This is a genomic window from Pseudomonas sp. GL_090, from assembly GCF_057837765.1.
On record NZ_CM174452.1, the window covers coordinates 5,240,491 to 5,265,059 of the forward strand.

Sequence of the window (24,569 nt, forward strand, 5' to 3'; positions counted from 1 at the left end):
AGTGACTTCGCGCAAGACCGGGCAAAGCTAGCACACAGACGTGGAAATATCCGCCTCTAGCTACCCATTTGGTCAGCTTTATTGCGCTAAAACAGGAAAAAAACGCATAAGCGCCGTCGGTCGCCCGTCAATTGCCCTTCGCACCGCGCCAAAACCAGTGGTTGCGGTACACTGGGCGCTTTTTCGGGGGAGCACGCCCTCCTCTCTTCATTCAGCCGAGAAGCCCATGCCGATCCGTCATTGCATCGTCCACCTGATCGACAAAAAACCCGACGGCACACCCGCAGTTCTCCACGCCCGTGACTCTGAACTGGCGGAGTCCGCGGCCATCGAGAACATGCTCGCCGACCTCAACGAAAGCTATAACGCCAAACAGGGTAAAGCCTGGGGCCTGTTCCATCCGGAATCCGGCGCGTTTCCGTTCAGCGGCTGGCTGAAGGAGTACCTCGAGGGCGGCCAGGATTTCACTGCATTCAGCCGTGTGGCGGTCGAGCATCTGCAAAAGCTGATGGAAGAATCGAACCTGTCGGTCGGCGGCCATGTGCTGTTCGCGCACTATCAACAAGGCATGACCGACTATTTGGCCATCGCCCTGCTGCACCACAGCGAAGGCGTGGCCGTGACCGACGAACTGGACGTAACCCCGTCCCGCCACCTCGACCTTGGTCAGTTGCACCTGGCCGCGCGGATCAACGTTTCCGAGTGGCAGAACAACAAACAATCCAAGCAATACATTTCGTTCATCAAAGGCAAGAACGGCAAAAAGGTTTCGGAGTATTTCCGCGACTTCATTGGTTGCCAGGAAGGCGTCGACGGTCCGGGTGAAACCCGCACATTGCTCAAAGCCTTCAGTGATTTCGTTGAAAGCGAAGATCTGCCGGAAGACGACGCCCGCGAGAAGACCAAGACCCTGGTGGATTACGCCAGCAGCCAGGCCAAACTCGGTGAGCCAATGGGCCTGGAAGAGTTGTCGGGGCTGATCGACGAAGAGCGCCCGAAGGCCTTCTACGATCACATCCGCAACAAGGATTACGGCCTCTCGCCGGAAATCCCGGCCGATAAACGCACCCTGAACCAGTTCCGCCGATTCACTGGCCGCGCCGAAGGCCTGTCGATCAGTTTCGAAGCCCACTTGCTGGGCTCGAAGATCGAGTACGACGAAGAAGCCGGCACGTTGATCATAAAGGGCCTGCCCACTTCGCTCACCGATCAGCTGAAGCGTCGCAACTGATGCTCGGCGGCGTACTGAAGAAATTCCTGCTGATCCTGCTGGTGGTCGTGGCCTATCAGAACTGGGGCAAGATCGAGCGGGTGTTCAACCCATCGCAAGTGCTGCCGGAGCAGACCCAGGCCAAGGCCAACGTCGTGCTCTACGCCACCGAATGGTGTGGTTACTGCAAGCTGACCCGGCGCTTCCTCGATCAGAAAGGCATTCCATACAAGGAGTTCGATATCGAGAAGGATGCCGTCGCGCGCGGGGACTATCAGGCGCTGGGCGGTGGCGGCATTCCGATCATCGATGTGAACGGGACGCTGATTCGCGGGTATGACCCGGATGCGATTCTGGCGGCGTTGAAGTAACTCTGTAGGAGCGAGCTCGCGATGAGGCCAACACAGCCAACAATTTTGTTGAATGTCAGTCCGCCATCGCGAGCAAGCTCGCTCCCACAAGGTTTTTGTCAGCTGGCTTCGATCCGGAAACCAAACCGCGGGAAGTGCACATGCACCACCCCGCCACGCTCGTCCTCTCGCCGTACAATCAGCTCCTCGCGGCCGGCAAACAGCAACTCCCCCGCCACCGGATCCACGCCGTAGTCCGTGGCGGCGATCACTACCTGCTGCCCCGCCTTGAATCCATTGGGATCGACAAACTGCTCATCCGGCAAGGCCGCTGGCGTGGACGTACGCGCCACTGCCAGAGCCTCCTCGGAACTCATCTCGCTGGATGCACCATGACCGAAGCCCAATACCCGCGCATGCCATGCATTGACTGCCGGATAAGCTTCGACCAGCGGAGCCGTCACCGGCGTGGCCTTGAGGAACCAGAGGCAATGAGCCAGGGCGAAGTCGGCAATCGACGGCTCACCGAACAGGAAATCCCCCTCTTCGCGCTGCAGTTGCAACTCCAGGCGCGACATGATCGTTGGCCACTGATGCTTCGCCTGTTCGGTAGACAATTTTGTCGCGCTACCACCACTGAACAAACCGGCGCGGTCGGCCAGAAACGCCTTGATCGCTTCCGGCGACAAATTGCCAAAGCGCACCGCGATCGACTCCGGCTGGAACACCAGGCTCACCGCATGCTGGAACACCACCGAATCAGCCCAGGCGGCAAACGATGCGGTGATCATTTCCTGACCTTCCGGGAAGAACGCCGGCAAGGCTTTCTCCTGCTCCAGTCGCCGGGCAATCAATGCCGTGTCGCAATAGATATCGGCACCGACCTGCAACACCGGTGTCTTGCGGTAGCCACCGGTCAACGCCGTGAGATCCGGTTTGGGCATTACTGGCGAAATCTTCACCGAACGCCAGGACAAACCCTTGAAACCCAGCAGCAGGCGGGCCTTCTCGGCAAAAGGGGACGTCGGGTAATGATGCAGAATCAACTCGGACATGCTCGGCTCCGCCGCAAGGATCAGGAGCCAGCAGCTTAGCGCGCAATCACCTGGCAGCCTACAGATCTGCCTGATGGGAACTGATCAGTCAGAGTGATAGGCCAGGGGCTGCGCTCGCCACCAGGCATTCCTTGGCGCTCTTCTTGAGTTTTTTGATCAGCCGCTCCTGACGCAACGCATCGCTTTTGTCGCGACAGCGCTCGGTGTAGACCAGGGCCATGGCAGGACTGGAAAGAAAGAATCGCGCGCCCTTGCCGCTTTGATGCTTGGCGAAGCGACGCACGGGATCATCGCTGATCCCACAATAGAGCGAACCGTTGGCCGCGCGAACGAGGTAGACGAACCAGCTTTTGCTCGTGGGGGTGTCGGTGTCGACAGGGCTTTCGCTTAGGGTGGTCACGTAACGATCAGGGCTTGAAGGGAAACAAGCCGCGATCTTATCAGCGACTGGCCTGGAATGCCTTCAGCCCCTTCAAGGCCTGTGAGCGAACAGCGTTGCGAACAAGTGGCGTCCAGCCCAGCAGCAGGCCTTTGAAACCCAGGGCCTGGCGCGACCATGCCCACAGGTCGAAACTGTCGTGATGCTCGCAGATCTTGCCATCGCGAAAGACAAAGCGTGCCTGGATGTCATTGACCACGGTATTGCCGGTCTGACTGAACAGATAGGTCGCGACCCAATGGGCGCTACCGGTACGATCATCGGCGCGGACGTTGTCGAATGTCAGGGAGAAATCCTTGGCACGGGTGGCGAGCATCCGCCACATGTCGCCGGCATCCCGGCCACGCAGTTCACCGAACGCCGGATCACTGAATACCACGTCATCGGTATAACAGGCGCTCATGGCCTCGGCATCCAGCCGCTGAAACGCTTGATAGAACCGGGTAATCAATGCGCTGTTGGCGTCACTCATGCACAAGCTCCGTAAAATCGAGAATACCTGCACGATAATCCGTAAATGCGCTGAACACTATTGGCATTCGCCACGCAAATATCGGGACTGCCTATCTACCACAGGCCTAGAGCGACATTCCGTTGTCACGGGCATAGGAGAAAAGATCGACATCCGTAGAGAGGCCCAGCCTGAGCATGGCCATGTTTTTTTGCTTGCTGATGGTTGAGACGCTGCGTTTGAAGTGGCTGGCGATTTCGCTGACGGTCATGCCGCTGGCCAGCATCCGGACCACTTCATGCTCTTTGGCCGACAACCGCGACTCGCGCAACGGGTTGCTCGTATTTGCCAACATCGTGCGCAAGCGCTCACTGAGGTAGCGTCGTCCGTTACTCACAGCGCTGATTGCCAGGAGCAGTTCGTTTGCCGAGTCGTCTTTGGTGACGATTCCGGACACCCTTTGAGCCAATGCCGCCCTCGCCGTCGTCGCACTGCTGAACATCGTCACCAAAATGATCGGCAGTTTCGGGTAGCGTCGTTGAATCGTACTCAGCATTTTCAGACCATCGGCATGCTGCCCGCCTGGCATGGCAAAATCGGTAATCAGCAAATCACAGGGCGTTTCTGCGAGCAGGTTCATCAGGCTGTCCGTACCATCAGCCTCTCCCACAATTTCACATTGCCGGCTGGCACTGATGAGCATCCGCAGACCGATGCGAACGACGCAATGGTCATCAGCAATTACGACTCGCACTGTGGGAAACCTCCTATTTGTGGCTGGAAGAGTCGGAAAATAGCGTTGTTCTCCACCCTCCACAACACCCTGAAAAACCCTCGTTTTTACTCTCCTCAATGTATTCAAGGGCCAGGGCTTTTTACCTGTCAAACAACAGAAATAACCTACATCGTTTCGCGCGAAAGGCTACAGAGCTGGCCTAACTCCTGAGCGTCTTCCGAAAGAATACTTTTTTCTCGCAACACTCTTTCATACAGACAGTCGCCCCTTTTCGTATTTGTTGCATTCCTCCCAAACACCCTTCTCGCTAACTTGTGCCTATCGAGCAGCCTGTCTGCACCGGCGTTGTGCCGGACCCAGCGTCACCTCATCCAACCTTTATTCAAGAACGAGTGAATACATGAACAAGACACTGACGACCCTAGGCACTGCATTACTCTTTAGCGTGACTTCGTTCGCTTACGGTAGCTCCAGCACCGACTTGACTGTCACGGGCGTGATTACACCGGCTGCCTGTACACCGAGCCTGTCCGGTGGTGGTGTTGTGGATTATGGAAAAATCTCTTCAAAGGACCTGAATCCGGACACCCACACCCAGTTTCAAGACAGAACCGTCCAACTGACCGTGAGCTGCGATGCACCTGTGAAGTTTGCAATTGTTCCCGTCGACAACAGAGCCGGCACCTCGTCTACTGCCGGTGCCTTCGGGTTAGGCCTGATCAACGGCAACGAAAAGCTCGGACGTTATTTTTTGCACTACGTGAATCCGGTCGCAAATGTTCCTTCGTTGGCGATTCAGTCTCAGGACAACGGCCAAACCTGGTTTGAACCTGATGACTCCGCACTGAAACCTGACAACCTGCTTTCATTCGGCAGCAGTAACGCGGGCGTCACGGCGCCCCACGATGTTCAGGATGTCATTGTGGACATTTTGCTCTTGACCGCCATAGCTCCAACCAGCGGCCTTACGCTGACCGACGAACAGAAAATCGACGGTTCGGCAACCCTGCAAATCACCTACCTGTAATTCGATAGCGTCTTCGGGCAACGGCTGACTCCAGCCGTTGCCCGTGCTCTGAAGGGTTCCCGCCAAAGTCCTCGCTTCTGCCTTTCGCGCTATCGGTGATTCCCGAGTACGGCCCATGTCAGCGATCTTTTTTCGTGACCATCAATAAGGCACGTCATGACGATGTTTTTAAAATTCGCACGCCATTTGATCCCCCTCGGTGTCGGTGCACTTGCATGGTTCCCGCCCCAGCTGGCTCAAGCCGACGGCATGGTTCCCGACACCTCCGTGGTGATCGTCAACGAGGCCAACGGTGAGGCATCCGTATCCGTGACCAATACCGATGACAGCCTGGTATTGCTGCACGTCACCCTTGAAAACATTCCAGAAGACACCGAGCCTCTGGTGTTCGTGACGCCACCGCTGGCACGGGTTGAACCGTCCAGGACCCAGTTGATCCGCTTCATCCTGCAATCGGAAAAGCCCCTGCTCACCCAGCGGTTGAAACGCGTGATCTTTGAAGGCATCCCCCAAGGCAAGCCCGTTGCCGAGGCCGGGCATGCCCGAGTGGGTGTAACGGTGCGCCAGAACCTGCCCGTCATCCTTCACCCGGCCGGCCTGGCGCCTAACCGCACACCGTGGACCGACCTGCGATGGTCGCTGCAAGATGGCCAACTGACCGTGAGCAACCAGACACCTTACGTCGTACGCCTGGCTCAGGAACTACAGATGCTGCCTTCCGGGGACCGCGCACTGCTACCGCGAACCTACCTGTTGCCCGGTGACCGGATCAGCGTGTCCGTGCCAGCAAGAACCGCCACCCAGGTACGCTTTCAACCGGCGACCGTCTACGGCTTTGCAGTGCCGCCCTACGACGCCCCGATCCCCCCTTAGAACCGGAACACCGATAACCCCAACCGGGAAAAGCGGGCGCTGATGTTCCAACGCGAACCTGATGCCGTAGTGGTTCAGGCCAGCGCACAGGTCAACCCAAATGAACCCCATGAACACTGTATTGAAATACCGTGGTGGCGAAGCCATGCCTGCTTTCAGGCGTGCCGACACTCGTCCTCGACTGCCGCCTCTGCGCACCGGCGTGGTGTTGCTGATGACCAACACGCTGATGGTGCTCGATGCCCGCGCCGAAGATCCCGGCAGTGCTTCGTTGCTGACCTCGTTCGACCAGAAGACGCTGCTCCAGCGCGGTATCGATCCGGCGCTGGCGACCCAGCTGCTGAACGCCCCGCGATTCACCGCCGGCCGCCATCCGATCACACTCACAGTTAATGGTCAGCGCCAGGGACGCGTAGACGTTACGTTCAACAATGAGGGCGACTTGTGCTTTGACCATGCCTTGCTTGATGCGGCAAACCTGAGCGAGCCCACCGCTCCCACCAACGACCCTCGTTGTTTTGACGTTCTCGGCACTTGGCCGCAAACACTGATCGAACAGGACCCCGCCAATCTCGGTCTGTCATTGATCGTGCCCACGGACGCCATGCGTGCGAAGGTTCGGGACTTCTCGGGTTATCAAACCGGTGGCGTCGCCGGGTTGCTCAACTATGACGTCAACAGTCTTTACAGCCAATACGGTGACCAATCGAATCGCTACCTGACGGCCAATACCGAAGTCGGTTTCAATGCCGGCGACTGGATCGTCCGCAGCCGCCAGGTGCAGACCTGGCACAATGATGTGTCCCGCACCAGCCACCTGGCGGCGTACGCCCAACGAACCTTCACCGGTCATCAAGCAGTGCTTCAGGCCGGTCAGATCAACCTCTATAACCCGGTACTGGCCACTGCGCAGATTACCGGCGTGCAGCTGATGACCGAGCAGGCGCTGCAGACCGAAAGCCAAGGCAGGCCCATCGAAGGCATTGCCCAGGACCAGGCCCGGATCGAAATTCGGCAGAACGGGTCGCTGATCCACTCGACCGTGGTGCCCGCCGGCCCCTTCTCCCTGAGCAACGTTCAGCGTCTCGACAGCCGTTCCGATGTCGAAGTCGTGGTCAAGGAAACCACTGGCAGCGAGCAGCGCTTTACCGTCCCGGCGTCTCTGCTCGGGATGGACCTCCCGGCGTCTGGCTTTTCGCTGACTGCCGGCCAGCTACGTCACCTCGGCGATTCACAGACCAACGATCCCTGGCTGATCAGCGGGAGCTGGAGCGGGGCATTGAATCCGCACGTCATGCTCAGCACGGGCGCCACGGGTGCCGCCGATTATCGTGCAATGGCCGCAGGCGTGGGCTTGCTGCCCTGGACCGATACGCAGCTGCAGACAAGTCTGCAAACCTCCGAAGTCAGTTCCGGTCACCCCGAAAAAGGCATTCAGGCCGATTTGAACCTTTCGCATCGCTTGGGTGAGCAATGGTCGATGAATGCCGGGATGTCCCACCGAACCTTCGGTTATCGCGAACTGTCGCAAGCGATGCTCGAAACCGAGTCGCCGCGCAACCGGTCCCGTTATCGCGATCAACAAAACCTGGGGCTGTCGTGGTCGCCTCCCGGGACTGGTGCACTCAGCGCCAGCCTCAGCCGCTCAACGTCCTTCGACGGACAAAGCAGCAGCCGCGCCATGGCATCCTGGGGCACCCTCATCGGCGGGGTATCGGTCTCTGCCACGGTGCAATGGCAAGTCAGCGGCACCCGGAACATCGATGACAGTGCCTATCTGAACCTCAGCATTCCTTTGGGTGAAAACCGTCGGGGGCGAACCTGGGTTCGCAGCTCTGCCGGCGAACATCGCAGCGGTGTGGGTTTGAACGAACAACTCAACGATCACTTGAGTTACCGGGTCGGCGTTGAGCATGACAGTCGCGACAGACAAGTGCAGTCTTCCGCCGGTGTTTCTATCCTGCCACGCTACAGCCAACTGGACGTAAGCTACACCCGCACTGATGCCGAGCGCCCCAGTTACCAGGTGGGAGCACGCGGTGGGGCGGTGTTGCATGGCGATGGCCTGACGCTGTCGCCTTATCCCGTGCGCGATACCTTCGCGTTGCTGTCGGTAGGCGATGCCGCCGCCATCAAAGTCTCCACCCCCAGCGGCCCGGTGTGGACCGATTGGCAAGGTCGAGCCGTGGTTCCACACGTGACGGCCTATGGCCGCAACCCGGTGGAAGTCGAAACCCGCTCGCTGCCGCGCAATCTCGATATCAACAACGGTCTGGCGGTGATATCCGCCGGGCGCGGCGCCGTCGACAAGGTCGAGTTCGGGGTCATCCAGACTCGCCGCGCCTTGCTCAAAGTCACCCAGGACAACGGCGCATTGCTGCCCCGTGGCGCGACGGTGAACACTGGCGATGGCGAGTTCGTCACGCTTGTACAGGAAGGCGGGCTGGTATTTCTGCCCAATGTCCTGGCGACTCCCACCCTTTGGATAACCGCACCTGGCCTGGACCGGTGTGAGTTGCACTTCGAGCTGCCGGCCAAGGCAGACTCCAAGGCGTACTTCGAAACCGCCCTCGCCCAATGCCGCACGCCATAAGGATGACTGCATGAAACTGTCCGCACCTTTGATGCTGACCTTCGCCACCCTGACGCTGGGCGGGCTCACGCCCAATGCCCGGGCGTTCGCCGATGAATGCCGGCTGAGCCTGAGCCAGTCGGTACTTGATTACGGTTCGATGCAAAGGGCGATTCGCACTCCCGAACCCCAGGAGCAAACCTTGGGTGAGCGTCGCGTGAGCTTGAACCTGAACTGCCCGCAACCCGCCGACATGAGTGTGTTCTATCGCGCCATCGCTGCGACAGCAGAGCGCTTTCGGCTCGCCGACCACGGCAGCTATACCGTGCACATCAGTGATGCGGTGCTAGATGGACAATCGGTGGACCTGGGTTTGATTTCCACTGCCGGCCAAGCACCGCAGTCCACAGCCTCAGGCCTGCCTTGGCGACCTGGGCAGGCCATCGTTCCAGTGCGCAGTGGCGCCGCCGTGCAAGGGCAAAACCTGTCAGCCCAACTTCAACTGACAGCCTGGACACAGGCGCAGGTGTCGCAGCTGCGTGACGCCGCTGTCTGGGAAACCTCCGGGTTGTTCGAGCCGGTCGCCGCGGGGCGCTCCGCGGAGATAACCCTGCGTGCACGTTTTGCGCCCGCCGCCTGTCACGTGAAACTGTCCAATGGCGGTCGGGTGGATTTCGGTCGGATGTCGAAAAACGATCTTGATCGCGACAACAGCACTCGCCTGCCACCCAAGGGCTTGACCCTACAGGTTGGCTGCGATGCACCGACCCCCTTTGCCCTGCTCATGCACGACAACCGCGCAGGCTCGGCCACCGTCAACAGCGAGATTTACTACGGCCTCGGTCTGGACAACAGCAGCAATAAAATCGGCCTGTATTCACTGAACGTCGACCCCACCGATGCCAGCGCCGACGATTTCGCCCGCCTGTACCGAACCGATTCCACCACCGACGGCGCGGCCTGGAGCCGCGCCAGTTCGAACCCGATACCGATGGCTCAGAGAAGTATTCTGGGATTTACCCATAATGCTGGCAGCCTCTCAGGCCCGGTGCCGATCCAGAACTTCACCACGAAGGTAACGGTAGAGGCGGTCATTGCCCCCACTTCGACCCTGGATCTCACCGACAAAGTGATCCTTGATGGTTCAGCGACACTGGAAGTCCTGTATTTGTAGCGCTTGACCGCTTTTAAGTTCTCTCGCTGACCACCTGCACATACAGCGCTCGCCCGGCTCCGAGGCCGGCGATGATCGCACCGAGGCCAATGACACCGAAAATCCAGCCCACGGCTGCCCAGCCACCGGTCCAGTCATGCACGATACCGACCGCGAACGGCCCCATGGACGCCAAGGTATAACCGAAGCCCTGGGCCATGCTCGACAGATTTGCCGCAACGTGGGAGTCCCGCGAGCGCAGCACGATCAGGGTCAAGGCCAGGCTGAACGTGGCGCCCTGCCCCAACCCCAGCACAATCGCCCAGCCCCACAAGCCATCGATTGGCGCATACAGGCAGCCGAACAAACCGCCGAGGGTCAAGGCCATCACGATCACAATCGCCAGGCGCTGATCCTTGCCGCGTGTCGCCAGCCATGGCGCGGCGAGGGAGCTGACCAGTTGCACGATCACCGAGCCCGACAGCACCAGCCCGGCCTGGGTCGGGGTCAGACCGCGCCCGATCAGGATCGACGGCAACCAGCCGAATACGATGTAGGCCAGGGACGATTGCAGGCCCATGTACAAGGTCACTTGCCAGGCCAGTGGATCGCGTAGCAATCCCCGAACCCGGTAGGCCACGTTGTGCGCGCCGTGTTTCTGGCCGACTTGCGGCAACCAGAACAGCGCGGCCGCCAATGCCGGAATCACCCAGAAGCCGAGGCCCATCGCCCAATTCTTGTCAAAGTGTTCGCTCAACGGCACGGTCGCACCCGCCGCCATCGCCGCGCCCAGGCACAGGGCCATGGTGTAGACACCGGTCATGGTCCCGGCCTGTTTCGGGAAATCGCGCTTGACGATGCCCGGTAGCAACACGCCGATCACGCCGATGCTGGCACCGGCCAGCACACTGCCGGCAAACAGGCCGATCTCACCGAACGAACTGCGCAGGATGATCCCGCCCGCCAGGGTCAGAAGAATGCCCAGCACCACCCGCTCCGCACCAAATCGCCGCGCCAGCACGGGTGCCAACGGCGCAAACAAGCCCAGGCAAAGCACCGGCAACGTGGTCAGCAATCCCGCCGCGGACGCCGACAAACCAAGGGACTTCGAGACCTCGCTGAGCATCGGCGCCATGCTCGACAACGCCGGGCGCAGGTTCAGCGCCACCAGAATCAGGCCCAGCAGCAACAGCCAGGGCCGGCGCAGAACCGGGTGGGTTTGCTGGACCTGTTCGTCATCGGCCTCGGCATCGATCAGCAGCTCCTCCAGCTCGGCCGAACGTTTGGAGGCTGTGGATAACTCACTGCGGTGCATGGACTTCTCGGTTTCAAGGTTCATTGATCAACTGCCTCGACAGGGCTTTGGCCCGTTCCGGGTCGCGTTGCTCGACGGCATCGAGCAACGCGATGTGCAGGTCGAACACTTCCTGACGGCGCGGGACGATGCTCAGGGTCTGGCGCAATTGCGCGCCGACGATGCTGGAGAAATAGCGATACAGCTCGCTGAGGGTCGGGTTGTGCGCGGCGTCCACCAGACGGCGGTGAAACACCAGGTCGCAGGCGATGTAGGTGTCGAGGTCTCCGTGATAGTGGCTGCCGCTGACGCCCAGGGCCTCGCGCAATGCCACCAGGTCTTCATCGGTACGGCGCATGGCTGCCAGGCCGATGGCCTCGACTTCGAGGATGTGCCGGGTTTCCCGGGCCTGCTCAAGGGAACAACGGGACAGCGCCTTCAAGGTATCGAGCGGATCGACCACCGCCCGCAGGTAACTGCCGTCGCCCTGCCGGATCTCGATCAACCCGGAAAACGCCAACACCCGCATGGCTTCGCGCACGGTGTTGCGGCTGATGCCCAGCTCGGCGGACAACTCAGGCTCGGTGGGCAAACGCTGGCCCACGGTCCAGTTGCCCTGATTGATGCGCAGACGCAACTGATCCAGAGCCTGATCGACCAGGGATCGCTTCACCAATGGAGAAATTTCTGACATGGAATTCGCCCTCTCATCCAATCATAGGATGAATTACCTGACATGTTAGTCAGCTTCATCCGAGAGAGCAACATGCCCCCCTGTAGGAGCGAGCCTGCTCGCGATGGACGTGAACGATGACGCTGGTTTTCAGTTACCCCCGCGGCGCTCTCAAGTCCATCGCGAGCAGGCTCGCTCCTACAGGGACGTGGTTTTCCTCACGCAAAAATAAACCCGGAACTCAGTCCGGGTTTATTTCAGTGCCTGGGGTCGATCAATGCAGGATCTGACTCAGGAACAGCTTGGTGCGATCATTCTGCGGGTTGTCGAAGAAGTCGTTCGGCGCAGCCTGTTCGACGATTTCACCCTTGTCCATGAAGATCACGCGGTTGGCCACGGTGCGGGCGAAGCCCATTTCGTGGGTCACGCAGAGCATGGTCATGCCGTCCTCGGCCAGGCCGATCATGGTGTCCAGTACCTCTTTCACCATCTCCGGGTCAAGTGCCGACGTCGGTTCGTCGAACAGCATGATTTTCGGCTTCATGCACAGCGCACGGGCGATCGCCACACGCTGTTGTTGACCGCCGGACAGTTGCCCCGGGTACTTGTGCGCCTGCTCCGGAATGCGTACGCGCTCCAGATAGTGCATGGCAATTTCCTCGGCCTTGCGCTTGGGCATCTTGCGTACCCACATCGGCGCCAGGGTGCAGTTCTGCAGGATGGTCAGGTGCGGGAACAGGTTGAAGTGCTGAAACACCATGCCGACTTCACGACGGATCGCTTCGATCTGCTTGAGGTCGTTGGTCAGCTCCACGCCATCGACCACGATGCGGCCCTGCTGGTGTTCTTCCAGACGGTTGAGGCAGCGGATGGTGGTGGACTTGCCGGAACCCGACGGCCCGCACAGCACGATACGCTCGCCCTGCTTGACGTTGAGGTTGATGTCCTTGAGTACGTGAAATTGACCGTACCACTTGTTCACGCCCTGCATCTGAATAATGCCTTCAGGGCTCACAGGCTGTTTGATTGCTTCGCTCATCACAAAACTTCCTAAATTAGGTAGCGACTTAGCGCTTGTGGCCAGTGTCGAGCTTGCGTTCCAGATGCATGGAATAGCGCGACATACCAAAACAGAAAATCCAGAACACCAGGGCGGCGAACACGTAGCCTTCGGTGGCCATGCCCAGCCATTTCGGGTCGGCGGCGGCTTGCTTGACGCTGTTGAGCAGGTCGAACAGGCCGATGATGATCACCAGGCTCGTGTCCTTGAACAGCGCGATGAAGGTGTTGACGATGCCGGGGATCACCAGCTTCAGGGCTTGCGGCAGAATCACCAGGCCCATGCTGCGCCAGTAACCCAGGCCCATCGCCGCCGCTGCTTCGTACTGACCTTTTGGAATCGCTTGCAGACCGCCGCGCACCACTTCGGCCACGTAGGCCGACTGGAACAGGATCACGCCGATCAGTGCCCGCAGCAGCTTGTCGAAGTTCATGCCTTCAGGCAGGAACAACGGCAGCATCACCGAGGACATGAACAGCACCGTGATCAACGGCACGCCGCGCCAGAATTCGATGAAGGTCACGCAGACCACGCGAATCGCCGGCATGTTCGAACGACGGCCCAGCGCCAGGACGATGCCCAGTGGCAACGCGCCGGCGATACCGACGGTAGCGATCACCAGGGTCAGCATCAGGCCGCCCCACTGGCTGGTCGCCACGGCGTCCAGCCCCAATACGCCGCCATGCAGCAGGCACCAGGCAATGATCGGGTACAGCACCAGGAAGCTCAGCCCGTACACCGCCTTGTGGTGAAAGCGCGAGATGAACAACGGCGCCACGCCGACAATCGCCAGCCACACCGTCAGGTCCACGCGCCAGCGCAGTACCGGCGGATAATAGCCGTACATGAACTGGCCGAAGCGCTGCTGGATGAACACCCAGCAGGCGCCCTCCTTGGTGCAGTCGGCCTGGCTGGTGCCGACCCAGTTGGCGTCAAGGATCGCCCACTGCAGGATCGGCGGTACCACCAGGTAGATGAGGTAGAACGCGAACAGGGTCAGCAGGGTGTTGAGCCAGCTGGAGAACATGTTCGCGCGCATCCACGCCACCGCACCGATGCTGCGGTTCGGTGGCGGCATGTCAGGTTTGAAAGTATGAGTACTCATGCGCTTTTCCTTACCGCTCGATCAGCGCAATGCGCTTGTTGTACCAGTTCATCAGCAGGGAAATGCTGATACTGATCGCCAGGTACACGCTCATGGTGATGGCAATCACCTCGATCGCCTGGCCGGTCTGGTTGAGCACGGTCCCGGCAAACAGCGAGACCATCTCCGGATAACCGATACCGGCCGCCAGCGAGGAGTTCTTCGCCAGGTTCAGGTATTGGCTGGTCAGCGGTGGAATGATCACGCGCAGGGCTTGCGGGATGATCACCTTGCGCAGGGTCGGACCGTTGCGCAGGCCGAGGGAATGCGCCGCCTCGGTCTGGCCATGGCTGACCGACTTGATGCCCGAACGCACGATCTCGGCGATGAACGCCGCGGTGTACACGGTGAGGGCCAGGGTCAGCGCCAGCAGTTCCGGGATCAACACCCAGCCACCGACGAAGTTGAAGCCTTGCAGCTTCGGCATTTCCCAGTGCACCGGTGCGCCGAAAACCAGCGCACACAGCGCAGGGATGACCAGGAACATCGCCAGGCCGACCCAGAACTTGTGGAATGGCACACCGGTGGCTTCAAAGCGCTTGGTCGCCCAGCGGCTCATCAGCACAATGGCGACGATGGCGACTACAACGCTGATCACAAACGGCCAGAAACCATCCGCCATCAACGCCGCCGGCATGTTCAGGCCACGGCTGCTGACAAAGAAGGTGTCGCCGAAGTTATGACTGTTGCGCGGCCCCGGCATGGTCAGGAACACCGCGAAGTACCAGAACAGGATCTGCAGCAGCGGCGGAATGTTGCGGAAGACTTCCACATACACCGTCGCCACTTTGGCGATGATCCAGTTCTTCGACAGCCGCGCCACACCGACGATGAAACCCAGGATCGTCGCCAGGATCACGCCGATGAAGGTCACCAACAGGGTGTTGAGCAGGCCGATGACAAACACCCGGGCGTATGTGTCCGCTTCGGTGTAGTCGATCAGGTGTTGAGCGATGCCGAAACCGGCACTGCGCTCCAGAAAGTCGAAACCGGAAGTAATGCCCCGGTGTTGCAGGTTGGTCTGGGTGTTATCGAACAGATACCAGCCCAGCGAGACCACCGCGATAATCGTGATGATCTGGAATACCCAAGCACGCACGCGTGGATCGCTGAGGCTGAGCCTCTGCTTTGGTGCGCCGATTGAATTTTGCATGAAGTGCCCCGGAAATAATGGAACAGAACATCACCCGGTGGTTGGCCCACCGGGTGATAGAACCATCAGCGCACTGGTGGTGCGTATTGAATGCCGCCAGCGTTCCACAGAGCGTTCAGCCCGCGGTCGATTTCCAGCGGAGTGCTCTTGCCGAGGTTTTTCTCGAACACTTCGCCGTAGTTACCCACTTGCTTGACGATCTGCACGACCCAGTCTTTCTTCACTTTCAGGTCTTTGCCGTATTCACCGTCGGTACCCAGCAGACGGGCAACGTCAGGGTTCTTGGTGCCCTTGGCTTCGGCTTCGACGTTCTTCGAAGTGATGCCGGCTTCTTCAGCGTTGAGCATGGCGTAGCCAGTCCAGCGCACGATGGCCAGCCACTCGTCGTCGCCATTACGCACGACCGGGCCCAGAGGCTCCTTGGAAATGGTTTCCGGCAGAACCACGTAATCCTTCGGCGAAGCCAGCTTGCTGCGCTGGGCGAACAGCTGGGATTTGTCGGAGGTCAGTACGTCGCAACGACCGGATTCCAGCGACTTGGCGCTTTCGTCGGAGGTGTCGAAGGTGATCGGGGTGTATTTCAGGCCGTTGCCGCGGAAGTAGTCGGAAACGTTCAGTTCGGTGGTGGTACCGGCCTGGATGCAGATGGTTGCACCGTCCAGTTCCTTGGCGCTCTTGACGCCCAGCTTGTTGTTTACCAGGAAGCCGATGCCGTCGTAGTAGGTAATGAAGCCCGGGAATTTCAGGCCCATGCCCGCGTCACGGGAGCTGGTCATGGTGGTGTTGCGCGACAGGATGTCGATTTCGCCGGATTGCAGCGCGGTGAAGCGCTCCTTGGCGTTCAACTGGCTGAACTTGACCTTGGTCGCGTCGCCGAAGACAGCCGCCGCTACTGCACGGCAGTAGTCAGCATCGATACCTACGATCTTGCCGGTGGAATCCGGAACCGAGAAGCCTGGCAAGCCATCGCTGACGCCACACTGCACGAAACCTTTCTTCATCACTGCATCCAGGGTTGCGCCCGCCTGGGCAAACCCGCTGACACCGAGTACCGCGGCTGCAGTCACGATCGCCAGGGTGGATTTCAACATCTTCATTCAAACCTCCAGTTTTGCTCTTGTTGTGTCGGAGCGTGAGTCCTGTCGCACCCTTTTGAGGCGTAGTCGACCCGTGTTGGCTTTTTTTGGGGTCAACCGACGTAAGACATTAGCTATGAGTCTAGTAGGAGAAAATCCAAGTCATGGAAAACTCGCTCTCACCAGTCGGCCGAACGGGGCTGTAGCCCTTTCACGTTCGCGAAGCCCCGTAGCGGCCCTTGGCGAACATCCATCACCGGATTCATTGCTATCCCACAGTCGGCAGTACACTGATAGTGTTACCGCCGGGCGCGAGATGTGTTGCACCGTTTCTCCATAGCAAAGCCCGTACCACACCGCTCGCCGAAGCTGTTCGGCTGCAGGTCAATAGCAAAACTTGTACGCTTGCGACACTTTCTTAACGGATCAACCTGACGCGCACTTTGATCACGCACTTATATGTGCGCGCACGCACAACATTGGAGCAGATATGACCGAGCCCTTGATTCTTCAGCCCGTGAAGACCGCAGACGCCTGCGTTATATGGCTGCACGGCCTGGGCGCCGATCGCTACGACTTCCTTCCGGTGGCCGAAGCGCTGCAGGAAACCTTGCTGAGTACCCGCTTCGTTCTCCCCCAGGCACCTCATCGTCCTGTCACTATCAACGGCGGCTACGAGATGCCGAGCTGGTACGACATCCTGGCCATGAGCCCGGCGCGCGCGATCAACCGCGAGCAACTGGAAGAGTCGGCGAATCGCGTCATTGAATTGATCGAAGTGCAGCGAGCCAGCGGAATAGACGCCTCGCGGATTTTCCTGGCAGGTTTTTCCCAGGGCGGCGCCGTGGTTTTCCACACCGCGTTTCTGAAATGGCAGGGCCCGTTGGGTGGTGTCGTTGCCCTTTCTACTTATGCACCGACCTTCAGCGACGAACTGCAACTGTCCGCCAGCCAGCAGCGGATTCCGGTGCTGTCGATGCACGGCCAGTACGACGATGTGGTGCAAAACTCGATGGGGCGCAGCGCCTACGAACATTTGAAGCTACGTGGTGTCACCGTGACATGGCAGGAGTACCCAATGGGTCACGAAGTGTTACCCGAAGAAATTCGCGACATCGGCGTCTGGCTCGCCGAGCGCTTGCGTTAAGCATTTCTGTTTAAAAGCGCCCTTTGATCCATCCCACTACGCCGCGCCCGATTCTTGCATTACACTGGCCGGCGTACATTCCTTAATCAATTGATGAGATGACCGTGCTCAAAGCACTCAAGAAAATGTTCGGTAAAAGCGAGACTGAGCAACTCGCGCCAGTTCCCAGCCCTGCGTCTCACGCTCCCGGCCACCGCACCGACGGTATTCAGTCTGAACGAGCCACCGCCACGGCGGCACCCAAGCATGAGCCGATGACCGCAATAGCTGACCAGCCGGCGGCGACAACAGCCACGGAGCAGCCGCTCGGCGAAACGCCGAAACCCGCCAGACCGCGCCGCGAACCCAAGCCCAAGGCCCCGGTCATCCCATGGAAACTCGAAGACTTCGTCGTCGAGCCCCAGGAAGGCAAGACCCGCTTCCACGATTTCAAACTCGCCCCGGAACTGATGCACGCCATCCAGGATCTGGGCTTCCCGTATTGCACACCGATCCAGGCCCAGGTGCTGGGCTTCACCCTCGCGGGCAAAGACGCCATCGGCCGCGCCCAGACCGGTACCGGCAAGACCGCCGCGTTCCTGGTCTCGATCATCACCCAGTTGCTGCAAACCCCGCCGCCGAAAGAGCGCTACATGGGTGAGCCACGGGCACTGATCATCGCGCCGACCCGCGAACTGGTGGTGCAGATCGCCAAGGACGCCGCCGACCTGACCAAATACACCGGCCTCAACGTCATGACGTTCGTCGGTGGCATGGACTTCGACAAGCAGCTCAAGCACCTCGAAGCCCGCCACTGCGACATCCTCGTGGCCACGCCGGGCCGCCTGCTGGACTTCAACCAGCGCGGCGACGTGCATCTGGACATGGTCGAAGTGATGGTGCTGGACGAAGCCGACCGCATGCTCGACATGGGCTTCATCCCGCAAGTGCGCCAGATCATTCGCCAGACGCCGCCGAAGTCCGAGCGTCAGACGCTGCTGTTCTCCGCGACCTTTACCGAAGACGTGATGAACCTGGCCAAGCAATGGACCACCGACCCGTCGATCGTCGAGATCGAGTCACAGAACGTGGCCAACGAAAACGTCGAGCAGCACATCTACGCGGTGGCCGCTGCCGACAAGTACAAACTGCTCTACAACCTGGTCAACGACAATGGTTGGGAGCGGGTCATCGTGTTCGCCAACCGCAAGGATGAAGTGCGGCGCATCGAAGAACGCCTGGTGCGTGACGGTATCAACGCCGCGCAACTGTCCGGCGACGTGCCGCAGCACAAGCGCATCAAGACCCTCGAAGGCTTCCGCGAAGGCAAGATCCGCGTACTGGTCGCCACCGACGTGGCCGGTCGCGGCATCCACATCGACGGCATCAGCCACGTGATCAACTTCACCCTGCCGGAAGTGCCGGACGACTACGTGCACCGCATCGGTCGCACTGGCCGCGCCGGTGCCGACGGTGTGTCCATCAGCTTTGCCGGTGAAGACGACTCCTACCAGCTACCGTCCATCGAGGAAAAGCTGGGGCGCAAGATCAGCTGTGAAACGCCACCGACGCATCTGTTGCGGGCCGTTGAACGCAAGCGTCCTCATTAAGCGACGCTGAAAAGACAAGCGCAGCCGGAAACGGACTGCGCTTTTTTTTGCTTTGGATATTGCTAGCGATAACTAAAAGTCCATAATGGACAAATTAGTTTACTTTCAATTCCGGAGCCGACCATGTCCAGTACGCCCCAAGTGATCAACCAGAATCAGGCTCGCGAGTTGCTGGCGCAGGTCGACGTACCGCAGATCCTGCGCAAAATGTTCCGTGACCTGGCGACCGGGCAAGCAGTGCAACCGGCGCAGCAACTGGTGGAGTTCCCACAGGGTGCCGGCGACTTCATCAACTACTTGGGTGTGCTGGCCGAAGACGGCGTGTACGGAATCAAGACTTCGCCGTACATCGTCCGTGATCAGGGACCATTGGTGACCGCGTGGACTCTGCTGATGTCGACGCAGACCGGTCAGCCGCTGTTGCTGTGCGACGCCGGTGAACTGACCACCGCACGCACCGCCGCGACCACCGCCGTAGCGGTCGACGCCCTCGCGCCGCTCACAGCCAATCGCCTGGCCATCATCGGCAGTGGCAAAGTGGCCCAGGCGCACCTGCACTACGTGAAAGGCCTGCGTGACTGGCAGAGCATCAACCTGTACGCGCCGAACCTGAGCGACGATCCTGACACCGCCGGTCTGCTGAAAAACATCGAGCCACGCCTGAACATCCTCGACAGTCGCGAAGCCGCCGTTGAGGACGCCGACGTGATCATGCTCTGCACCTCGTCCCCCGGCCCGGTGATCGACCCGTCTCACTTACGCAAACCGGCACTGATCACCTCCATCAGCACCAACGCGCCGCGCGCCCACGAAGTGCCGCCGCAGAGCCTCAACGACATGCAGGTGTTCTGCGACTATCGCCTGACCACCCCGGGCTCGGCCGGTGAAATGCTGATCGCCGCCGAACGGCACGGCTGGGACAAGAGCACGATTGTCGGCGACCTGCCCGACCTGATCAGTGAAAAAGTACAGCGTCCGGACTATGACCGACACGTATTCTTCCGCTCGATCGGCCTGGGCCTGGAAGACATTGCGCTGGCCAATGCAATCTATCGCCTGCAGCCCTGACACCGCGATCAACTGTAGGAGCGAGCCTGCTCGCGATGGTGTATCTGACACATTGATGTCGACTGACACACCATCGCGAGCAGGCTCGCTCCTACAGGGAGATCTCTTCAGTTTTGAGAATTACGCCCCAACAGGAGACGTTCATGAGCCAGGCAGATTTCATCATCATCGGCGGCGGGATTGCCGGTGCTTCCACGGGTTTCTGGCTGTCGCAGCACGGCCGCGTGATCGTGCTCGAACGCGAATCCCATCCGGCCTATCACTCCACCGGCCGTTCGGCTGCGCTGTACACCGCAGCCTACGGCACCCCGCAAGTGCGGGCATTGACCCTGGCCAGCCGCGATTTTTTCGACAACCCGCCCGCTGGCTTCTGCGAACACCCGCTGCTGACCCCGCGCGGCGAAATAACCGTGGATTTCACCGGTGACCCGGACGAACTGAACAGGCAGTACCAGAGCGCAAAAACCACGGTGCCGGAAATGCAATTGCTCGACGCCGACGCGGCCTGCGCGTTGGTGCCGGTCCTGCGCCGGGAAAAGGTCCACGGCGCCATCTACGACCCGACCGCCAGCGACATCGACACCGATGCCCTGCACCAGGGCTATTTGCGCGGCATCCGCCGCAACCAGGGCGAAGTGCATACCGACAGCGAAGTCGTGAACCTGAGTCGCGACGACAAAGGTGTATGGCAGGTTCAGACCAACAGCCAGACCTTCAGCGCGCCGATCGTCATCAACGCCGCTGGCGCCTGGGCCGACAAGATCAGCGAACTGGCCGGCGCCAAGCCCCTGGGCCTGCAACCCAAACGCCGTGCCGCGTTCATCTTCGCCGGCCCCGAAGGCGTGGACATCCACCATTGGCCAATGCTGGTCAGCCTCGACGAATCCTTCTACATGAAACCCGACGCCGGGATGTTCCTCGGTTCGCCGGCCAACGCCGACCCGGTGGACCCCCACGATGTGCAGCCCGAAGAACTGGACATCGCCATGGGCATTTACCAGATCGAAGAAGCCACAACCCTGACCATTCGCCGCCCGACCCGCACCTGGGCCGGCCTGCGCAGCTTTGTCAGCGACGGCGACTTGCTGTCCGGTTTCGATCCGCAGGTACCGGGGCTGTTCTGGGTCGCGGCACAAGGCGGTTATGGCATCCAGACCTCGCCGGCCATGGGCCAGGCCAGCGCGGCACTGGTGCGCGGCGCCGCGTTGCCCGAGTCGCTCGGCCATTTTGGCCTGAATGCCGAAATGCTTTCCCCTGCCCGCCTCGGCTGATCCTGATCCTCAGGTGACGTGCCCACACGATTACGGCACACTTTCAGCGCCCCTTTGATGGGGCGCTGACGCTGCCTGGAGTTCCACTGTATGAACGCCCCCGAAAAAGACTCGGCCCCGAACACCACGTCGCTGGATAACTTCCGGGCGATCGCCGATGCCATCGCCACGCTGTTCTTTCCCCACGCCGAAGTGGTGCTGCACGACCTGCGCACGCAAAAGGTCGACTACATCGCCAACAACCTGTCCAAGCGGGAAATCGGCGACGACTCGGCGCTGGAAGACATGCTCAGCGACGATGTCAGCGAACGAAACATCGGGCCGTACGAAAAGCTCAACTGGGATGGTCAGAAGATTCGCAGCCTCAGCACGGTGCTACGGGACAGCGAAGGTCACCCGCTGGCGGTGCTGTGCATCAACCTGAATATTTCGTTGTTCGAAAATGCCAAGGCCGCCCTGGACCTGTTCCTGTCGCCGACCAAGCTGATCCCGCAACCGGATGCACTGTTCCGCGATGACTGGCAGGAGCGGATCAACACCTTCCTCCACGCCTGGCTGCGCGAGCGCCAACTGAGCCTGAATCTGCTGACTCGCGACCACAAGCGTGAACTGGTGCTGGCGTTGCACGCCGAAGGCGCGTTCAAGGGCAAAAGCGCATCGAACTACGTGGCCAATGTGCTGAACATGGGCCGGGCGACGGTGTACAAGCATTTGAAGGAATTGAAGGGCTGAAGATTTGCCGTGGTCCCATCGCCAGCAGGCTGGCTCCCACATGGATTTGCGGTATAAACAAAACCTGTGGGAGCCAGCCTGCTGGCGATGGCGGTAGATCAGTCGCCGTAAATGTCGGACTTGAAATACTTGTCCGAAATCTTCTGGTACTCACCATTGGCACGAATGCCATCAATGGCCGTGTTCAGCTCGCTGACCAGTTCGGTGTTGCCCTTGCGCACGGCAATCCCGGCACCCTCGCCCACATATTTCGGATCTTTCAGCTCCGGCCCGACAAAGGCGTAACCCTTGCCACGGGGCATCGACAGGAAGTCATTGAGCGGAATGGTGTCGGCAAAAATCGCGTCGAGGCGACCGGCGGCCAGGTCCATGTAGATTTCTTCGTTGTTGCTGTAGCGCTTGACGTTGATGCCCTTGGGCTCGAACACCTCGGTGGCATAACGGTCGGTGGTGGTGGCGCGCTGCACGCCGACGTTCTTGCCCTTGAGGCTGGCGTACTGGTCATCCACCACCGCGCCATCCTTCATCACCAGGCGCGACGAGGTGAAATAGTACTTGTGGGTGAAGTCCACCGACTTCTTGCGGTCTTCATTGATGGTCATGGACGACAGCGCCATGTCGATTTTCTTCACCTTCAGGGAAGGAATCAGACCGTCGAACTCGCCTTCGACCCACACACACTTGGCCTTCATCTGTGCGCACAGGGCATTGCCGATGTCATAGTCGAAACCGACGATTTCGCCTTTGTCGGTTTTCGAGGCGAACGGTGGGTAAGCGGCCTCAATGCCAATGCGCAGGGTTTTCTCGGCGGCGAATACAGAACTGCACGCCAACAGGCTCAAGGCCAGACCGGTGATGAGGGGGAACTTCTTCATGTTCGTTTTCTCGCGGTTGTTGTTGGTTTGGCAAGACAGAAGAAAAAGCTGAAACGGGTGGAAACCTTTTTTGTACTTATAATTCCATCTTGGACTTTTATGTATTGGCCGTCAATCAGGCAAATGCAGCCCATGCCGGCCGATGGTCGGGTGGTGAATCATCAAGACTTTTAGTGATGCAGATGACGCCATCGCGAGCAGGCTCGCTCCTACATTGGTCCTGCGAACACAGATCCAGTGTGGGAGCGAGCCTGCTCGCGATGAGGCCCGAAGAGACAACAAAAAACTATAGGTTTACTGCTTCCAGCGATCCGCCGCCGCATGATCACTGTCACGCCCCTCGACCCAACGCGGCCCGTCACTGGTGTTTTCTTTCTTCCAGAACGGCGCACGGGTTTTCAGGTAGTCCATGACAAAGGCGCAGGCGTCGAATGCCGCCTGACGATGGGCGCTGGCCGCGCCGACGAAGACAATCGGCTCGCCCGGTTCCAGGGCGCCGATGCGGTGCAGCACTTCCAGCTTGAGCAACGGCCAGCGCTGCTCGGCCTCGATGGCAATCTTGCCGAGGGCCTTTTCGGTCATGCCGGGATAGTGTTCGAGGAACATCCCGGCGACGTCGAGGCCGTCATTGAAGTCGCGCACATAGCCGACAAAACTCACCACCGCACCCACGCCGACATTGGCATCGTGCATGGCATTGACTTCGGCACCCGGGTCGAACGCGGTGGACTGCACGCGAATCGCCATGGCTCAGCCTCCGGTCACAGTCGGAAAGAACGCCACTTCATCGCCCTCGCTGACCGGTTCGTCGAGCTGGCACAGGTCTTCATTACGGGCGCACATCAAGTTCTGTTCGCTCAACACCTCGGCACCGTCACGTTGGGCCAACAGCGCGCGGACGTCGTCGACGGTGGCGAAGTTGCCTTCCACTTTCACCGAGTCCACACCCAAAGCTTCACGATAACGGGCGAAAAACCTCACGGTAACGTTCATGGCTGCTCCGCCTGGAAATGTCCGCTCTTGCCGCCGACCTTCTCCAGCAGACGCACGCTTTCGATGGTCATGCCACGGTCCACGGCCTTGCACATGTCGTAGATCGTCAGCGCGGCGACACTGGCGGCGGTCAGGGCCTCCATCTCGACGCCGGTCTGCCCGGACAGCTTGCAGCGCGCCACGATGCGCACCGAATCGTCGCCTTCGGCACTGAGCTCGACCTTGACGCCGGTCAGCATCAGTGGATGGCACAGCGGAATCAAATCGCTGGTTTTCTTCGCCGCCTGAATGCCGGCAATGCGCGCCACGGCAAACACATCACCCTTGGGGTGGCCGCCGCTGACAATCATCTGCAGGGTTTCGGGCAGCATGCGCACCAGCGCTTGAGCGGTCGCCTCACGGAACGTCACGGCTTTTTCAGTGACGTCGACCATGTTGGCGCGACCTTGGGAATCGAGATGAGTCAGCACGGGATTACTCCTGATCAGGAGCGTCGATTGTAAACCTGCGGGTCAATTATTCGCACGCACGATTGTCGGCCCACCACAAACCAATATGGGAGCGGGCTTGCTCGCGATAGCGGCCCACCATTCACCTGAGATGTCGACTGATACACCGTCATCGCGAG

Annotated in this window: 25 protein-coding genes; 11 read left to right on the forward strand and 14 right to left on the reverse strand. The window is 59.9% G+C overall.

All coding sequences use genetic code 11. The annotated features are described in order from the left end of the window. Positions 1-226: 226 nt before the first annotated feature. Entirely contained in the window at positions 227-1,231 is a 1,005-nt protein-coding gene (yejK, locus tag AC3ITA_RS23595; protein WP_008018580.1) for a nucleoid-associated protein YejK, read from the forward strand. Continuing rightward, entirely contained in the window at positions 1,231-1,581 is a 351-nt protein-coding gene (locus AC3ITA_RS23600) for a glutaredoxin family protein (RefSeq protein WP_095943807.1), read from the forward strand. Before yejK ends, AC3ITA_RS23600 begins: the two co-directional genes overlap by 1 nt. 98 nt (positions 1,582-1,679) lie before the next feature. On the opposite strand, the gene AC3ITA_RS23605 is transcribed toward AC3ITA_RS23600, so the two are convergent. The 4 genes from AC3ITA_RS23605 to AC3ITA_RS23620 all read right to left on the reverse strand — a co-directional run bounded on the left by AC3ITA_RS23605 (position 1,680) and on the right by AC3ITA_RS23620 (position 4,259). After that, positions 1,680-2,615 (reverse strand): glutathione S-transferase family protein, encoded by a 936-nt coding sequence (locus AC3ITA_RS23605; protein WP_095943806.1) that lies wholly within the window; start codon positions 2,613-2,615, stop codon positions 1,680-1,682. 88 nt (positions 2,616-2,703) lie between these two features. Then, positions 2,704-3,015, reverse strand: a complete 312-nt coding sequence (locus AC3ITA_RS23610) for a GIY-YIG nuclease family protein (protein ID WP_489278479.1) — start codon at positions 3,013-3,015, stop codon at positions 2,704-2,706. A gap of 40 nt (positions 3,016-3,055) precedes the next feature. Continuing rightward, positions 3,056-3,526, reverse strand: coding sequence for a nuclear transport factor 2 family protein (locus AC3ITA_RS23615; RefSeq protein ID WP_150672396.1), 471 nt, complete (start codon positions 3,524-3,526; stop codon positions 3,056-3,058). A 106-nt stretch (positions 3,527-3,632) separates the two neighbouring features. Continuing rightward, positions 3,633-4,259: a response regulator gene (locus AC3ITA_RS23620; RefSeq protein ID WP_095943803.1), complete on the reverse strand. Its 627-nt coding sequence runs from the start codon at positions 4,257-4,259 to the stop codon at positions 3,633-3,635. 382 nt (positions 4,260-4,641) lie between these two features. On the opposite strand from AC3ITA_RS23620, the gene AC3ITA_RS23625 reads away from it, so the two are divergent. From AC3ITA_RS23625 to AC3ITA_RS23640, 4 genes are all read left to right on the forward strand, one after another. Beyond that, entirely contained in the window at positions 4,642-5,268 is a 627-nt protein-coding gene (locus AC3ITA_RS23625; protein WP_095943802.1) for a DUF1120 domain-containing protein, read from the forward strand. A gap of 156 nt (positions 5,269-5,424) precedes the next feature. After that, complete coding sequence (locus tag AC3ITA_RS23630; protein WP_489278482.1) at positions 5,425-6,141, forward strand: fimbria/pilus chaperone family protein; 717 nt, start codon at positions 5,425-5,427, stop codon at positions 6,139-6,141. Between the two features lie 109 nt (positions 6,142-6,250). Continuing rightward, positions 6,251-8,734 carry a fimbria/pilus outer membrane usher protein gene (locus AC3ITA_RS23635; RefSeq protein ID WP_489278484.1) on the forward strand — a complete coding sequence of 828 codons (2,484 nt, stop codon included), beginning with the start codon at positions 6,251-6,253 and terminating at the stop codon, positions 8,732-8,734. A gap of 10 nt (positions 8,735-8,744) precedes the next feature. Further along, entirely contained in the window at positions 8,745-9,887 is a 1,143-nt protein-coding gene (locus AC3ITA_RS23640) for a DUF1120 domain-containing protein (RefSeq protein WP_489278486.1), read from the forward strand. Between the two features lie 13 nt (positions 9,888-9,900). Here AC3ITA_RS23640 and AC3ITA_RS23645 read toward each other — a convergent pair whose 3' ends face one another. From AC3ITA_RS23645 to AC3ITA_RS23670, 6 genes are all read right to left on the reverse strand, one after another. After that, positions 9,901-11,205 carry a CynX/NimT family MFS transporter gene (locus tag AC3ITA_RS23645; protein WP_150672402.1) on the reverse strand — a complete coding sequence of 435 codons (1,305 nt, stop codon included), beginning with the start codon at positions 11,203-11,205 and terminating at the stop codon, positions 9,901-9,903. Further along, positions 11,195-11,854 carry a FadR/GntR family transcriptional regulator gene (locus tag AC3ITA_RS23650; RefSeq protein WP_489278488.1) on the reverse strand — a complete coding sequence of 220 codons (660 nt, stop codon included), beginning with the start codon at positions 11,852-11,854 and terminating at the stop codon, positions 11,195-11,197. Before AC3ITA_RS23650 ends, AC3ITA_RS23645 begins: the two co-directional genes overlap by 11 nt. Before the next feature lie 253 nt (positions 11,855-12,107). Beyond that, a complete protein-coding gene (locus AC3ITA_RS23655; protein ID WP_003178331.1) occupies positions 12,108-12,872 on the reverse strand; it encodes an amino acid ABC transporter ATP-binding protein in 765 nt (254 codons plus the stop codon). A 28-nt stretch (positions 12,873-12,900) separates the two neighbouring features. Continuing rightward, complete coding sequence (locus AC3ITA_RS23660; RefSeq protein WP_095943796.1) at positions 12,901-13,998, reverse strand: amino acid ABC transporter permease; 1,098 nt, start codon at positions 13,996-13,998, stop codon at positions 12,901-12,903. 10 nt (positions 13,999-14,008) lie between these two features. Next, a complete protein-coding gene (locus tag AC3ITA_RS23665; protein WP_095943795.1) occupies positions 14,009-15,190 on the reverse strand; it encodes an amino acid ABC transporter permease in 1,182 nt (393 codons plus the stop codon). Between the two features lie 65 nt (positions 15,191-15,255). Further along, positions 15,256-16,287: an amino acid ABC transporter substrate-binding protein gene (locus tag AC3ITA_RS23670; RefSeq protein WP_007972676.1), complete on the reverse strand. Its 1,032-nt coding sequence runs from the start codon at positions 16,285-16,287 to the stop codon at positions 15,256-15,258. Between the two features lie 469 nt (positions 16,288-16,756). On the opposite strand from AC3ITA_RS23670, the gene AC3ITA_RS23675 reads away from it, so the two are divergent. The 5 genes from AC3ITA_RS23675 (at position 16,757) to AC3ITA_RS23695 (ending at position 22,073) form a co-directional block, all read left to right on the forward strand. After that, positions 16,757-17,413, forward strand: coding sequence for an alpha/beta hydrolase (locus AC3ITA_RS23675; protein ID WP_095943794.1), 657 nt, complete (start codon positions 16,757-16,759; stop codon positions 17,411-17,413). Positions 17,414-17,511: 98 nt separating this feature from the next. Beyond that, positions 17,512-19,002, forward strand: coding sequence for an ATP-dependent RNA helicase RhlB (rhlB, locus tag AC3ITA_RS23680; protein ID WP_095943793.1), 1,491 nt, complete (start codon positions 17,512-17,514; stop codon positions 19,000-19,002). Positions 19,003-19,125: 123 nt separating this feature from the next. Next, positions 19,126-20,070 (forward strand): ornithine cyclodeaminase family protein, encoded by a 945-nt coding sequence (locus tag AC3ITA_RS23685; protein ID WP_095943792.1) that lies wholly within the window; start codon positions 19,126-19,128, stop codon positions 20,068-20,070. Between the two features lie 143 nt (positions 20,071-20,213). Continuing rightward, positions 20,214-21,341: an NAD(P)/FAD-dependent oxidoreductase gene (locus AC3ITA_RS23690; RefSeq protein WP_095943521.1), complete on the forward strand. Its 1,128-nt coding sequence runs from the start codon at positions 20,214-20,216 to the stop codon at positions 21,339-21,341. A 90-nt stretch (positions 21,342-21,431) separates the two neighbouring features. After that, entirely contained in the window at positions 21,432-22,073 is a 642-nt protein-coding gene (locus AC3ITA_RS23695) for a helix-turn-helix transcriptional regulator (RefSeq protein WP_095943520.1), read from the forward strand. A 98-nt stretch (positions 22,074-22,171) separates the two neighbouring features. Here AC3ITA_RS23695 and AC3ITA_RS23700 read toward each other — a convergent pair whose 3' ends face one another. The 4 genes from AC3ITA_RS23700 to moaC all read right to left on the reverse strand — a co-directional run bounded on the left by AC3ITA_RS23700 (position 22,172) and on the right by moaC (position 24,411). Beyond that, positions 22,172-22,948, reverse strand: a complete 777-nt coding sequence (locus tag AC3ITA_RS23700; protein ID WP_095943519.1) for an ABC transporter substrate-binding protein — start codon at positions 22,946-22,948, stop codon at positions 22,172-22,174. A 294-nt stretch (positions 22,949-23,242) separates the two neighbouring features. Continuing rightward, the gene (moaE, locus tag AC3ITA_RS23705; RefSeq protein ID WP_007989960.1) at positions 23,243-23,695 is read right to left on the reverse strand and encodes a molybdopterin synthase catalytic subunit MoaE; all 453 of its coding nucleotides are present in this window, start codon (positions 23,693-23,695) and stop codon (positions 23,243-23,245) included. A gap of 3 nt (positions 23,696-23,698) precedes the next feature. Further along, positions 23,699-23,941 (reverse strand): molybdopterin converting factor subunit 1, encoded by a 243-nt coding sequence (gene moaD, locus AC3ITA_RS23710; protein WP_095943518.1) that lies wholly within the window; start codon positions 23,939-23,941, stop codon positions 23,699-23,701. Beyond that, positions 23,938-24,411, reverse strand: coding sequence for a cyclic pyranopterin monophosphate synthase MoaC (gene moaC, locus AC3ITA_RS23715; protein WP_007972660.1), 474 nt, complete (start codon positions 24,409-24,411; stop codon positions 23,938-23,940). Before moaC ends, moaD begins: the two co-directional genes overlap by 4 nt. Positions 24,412-24,569 lie beyond the last annotated feature (158 nt).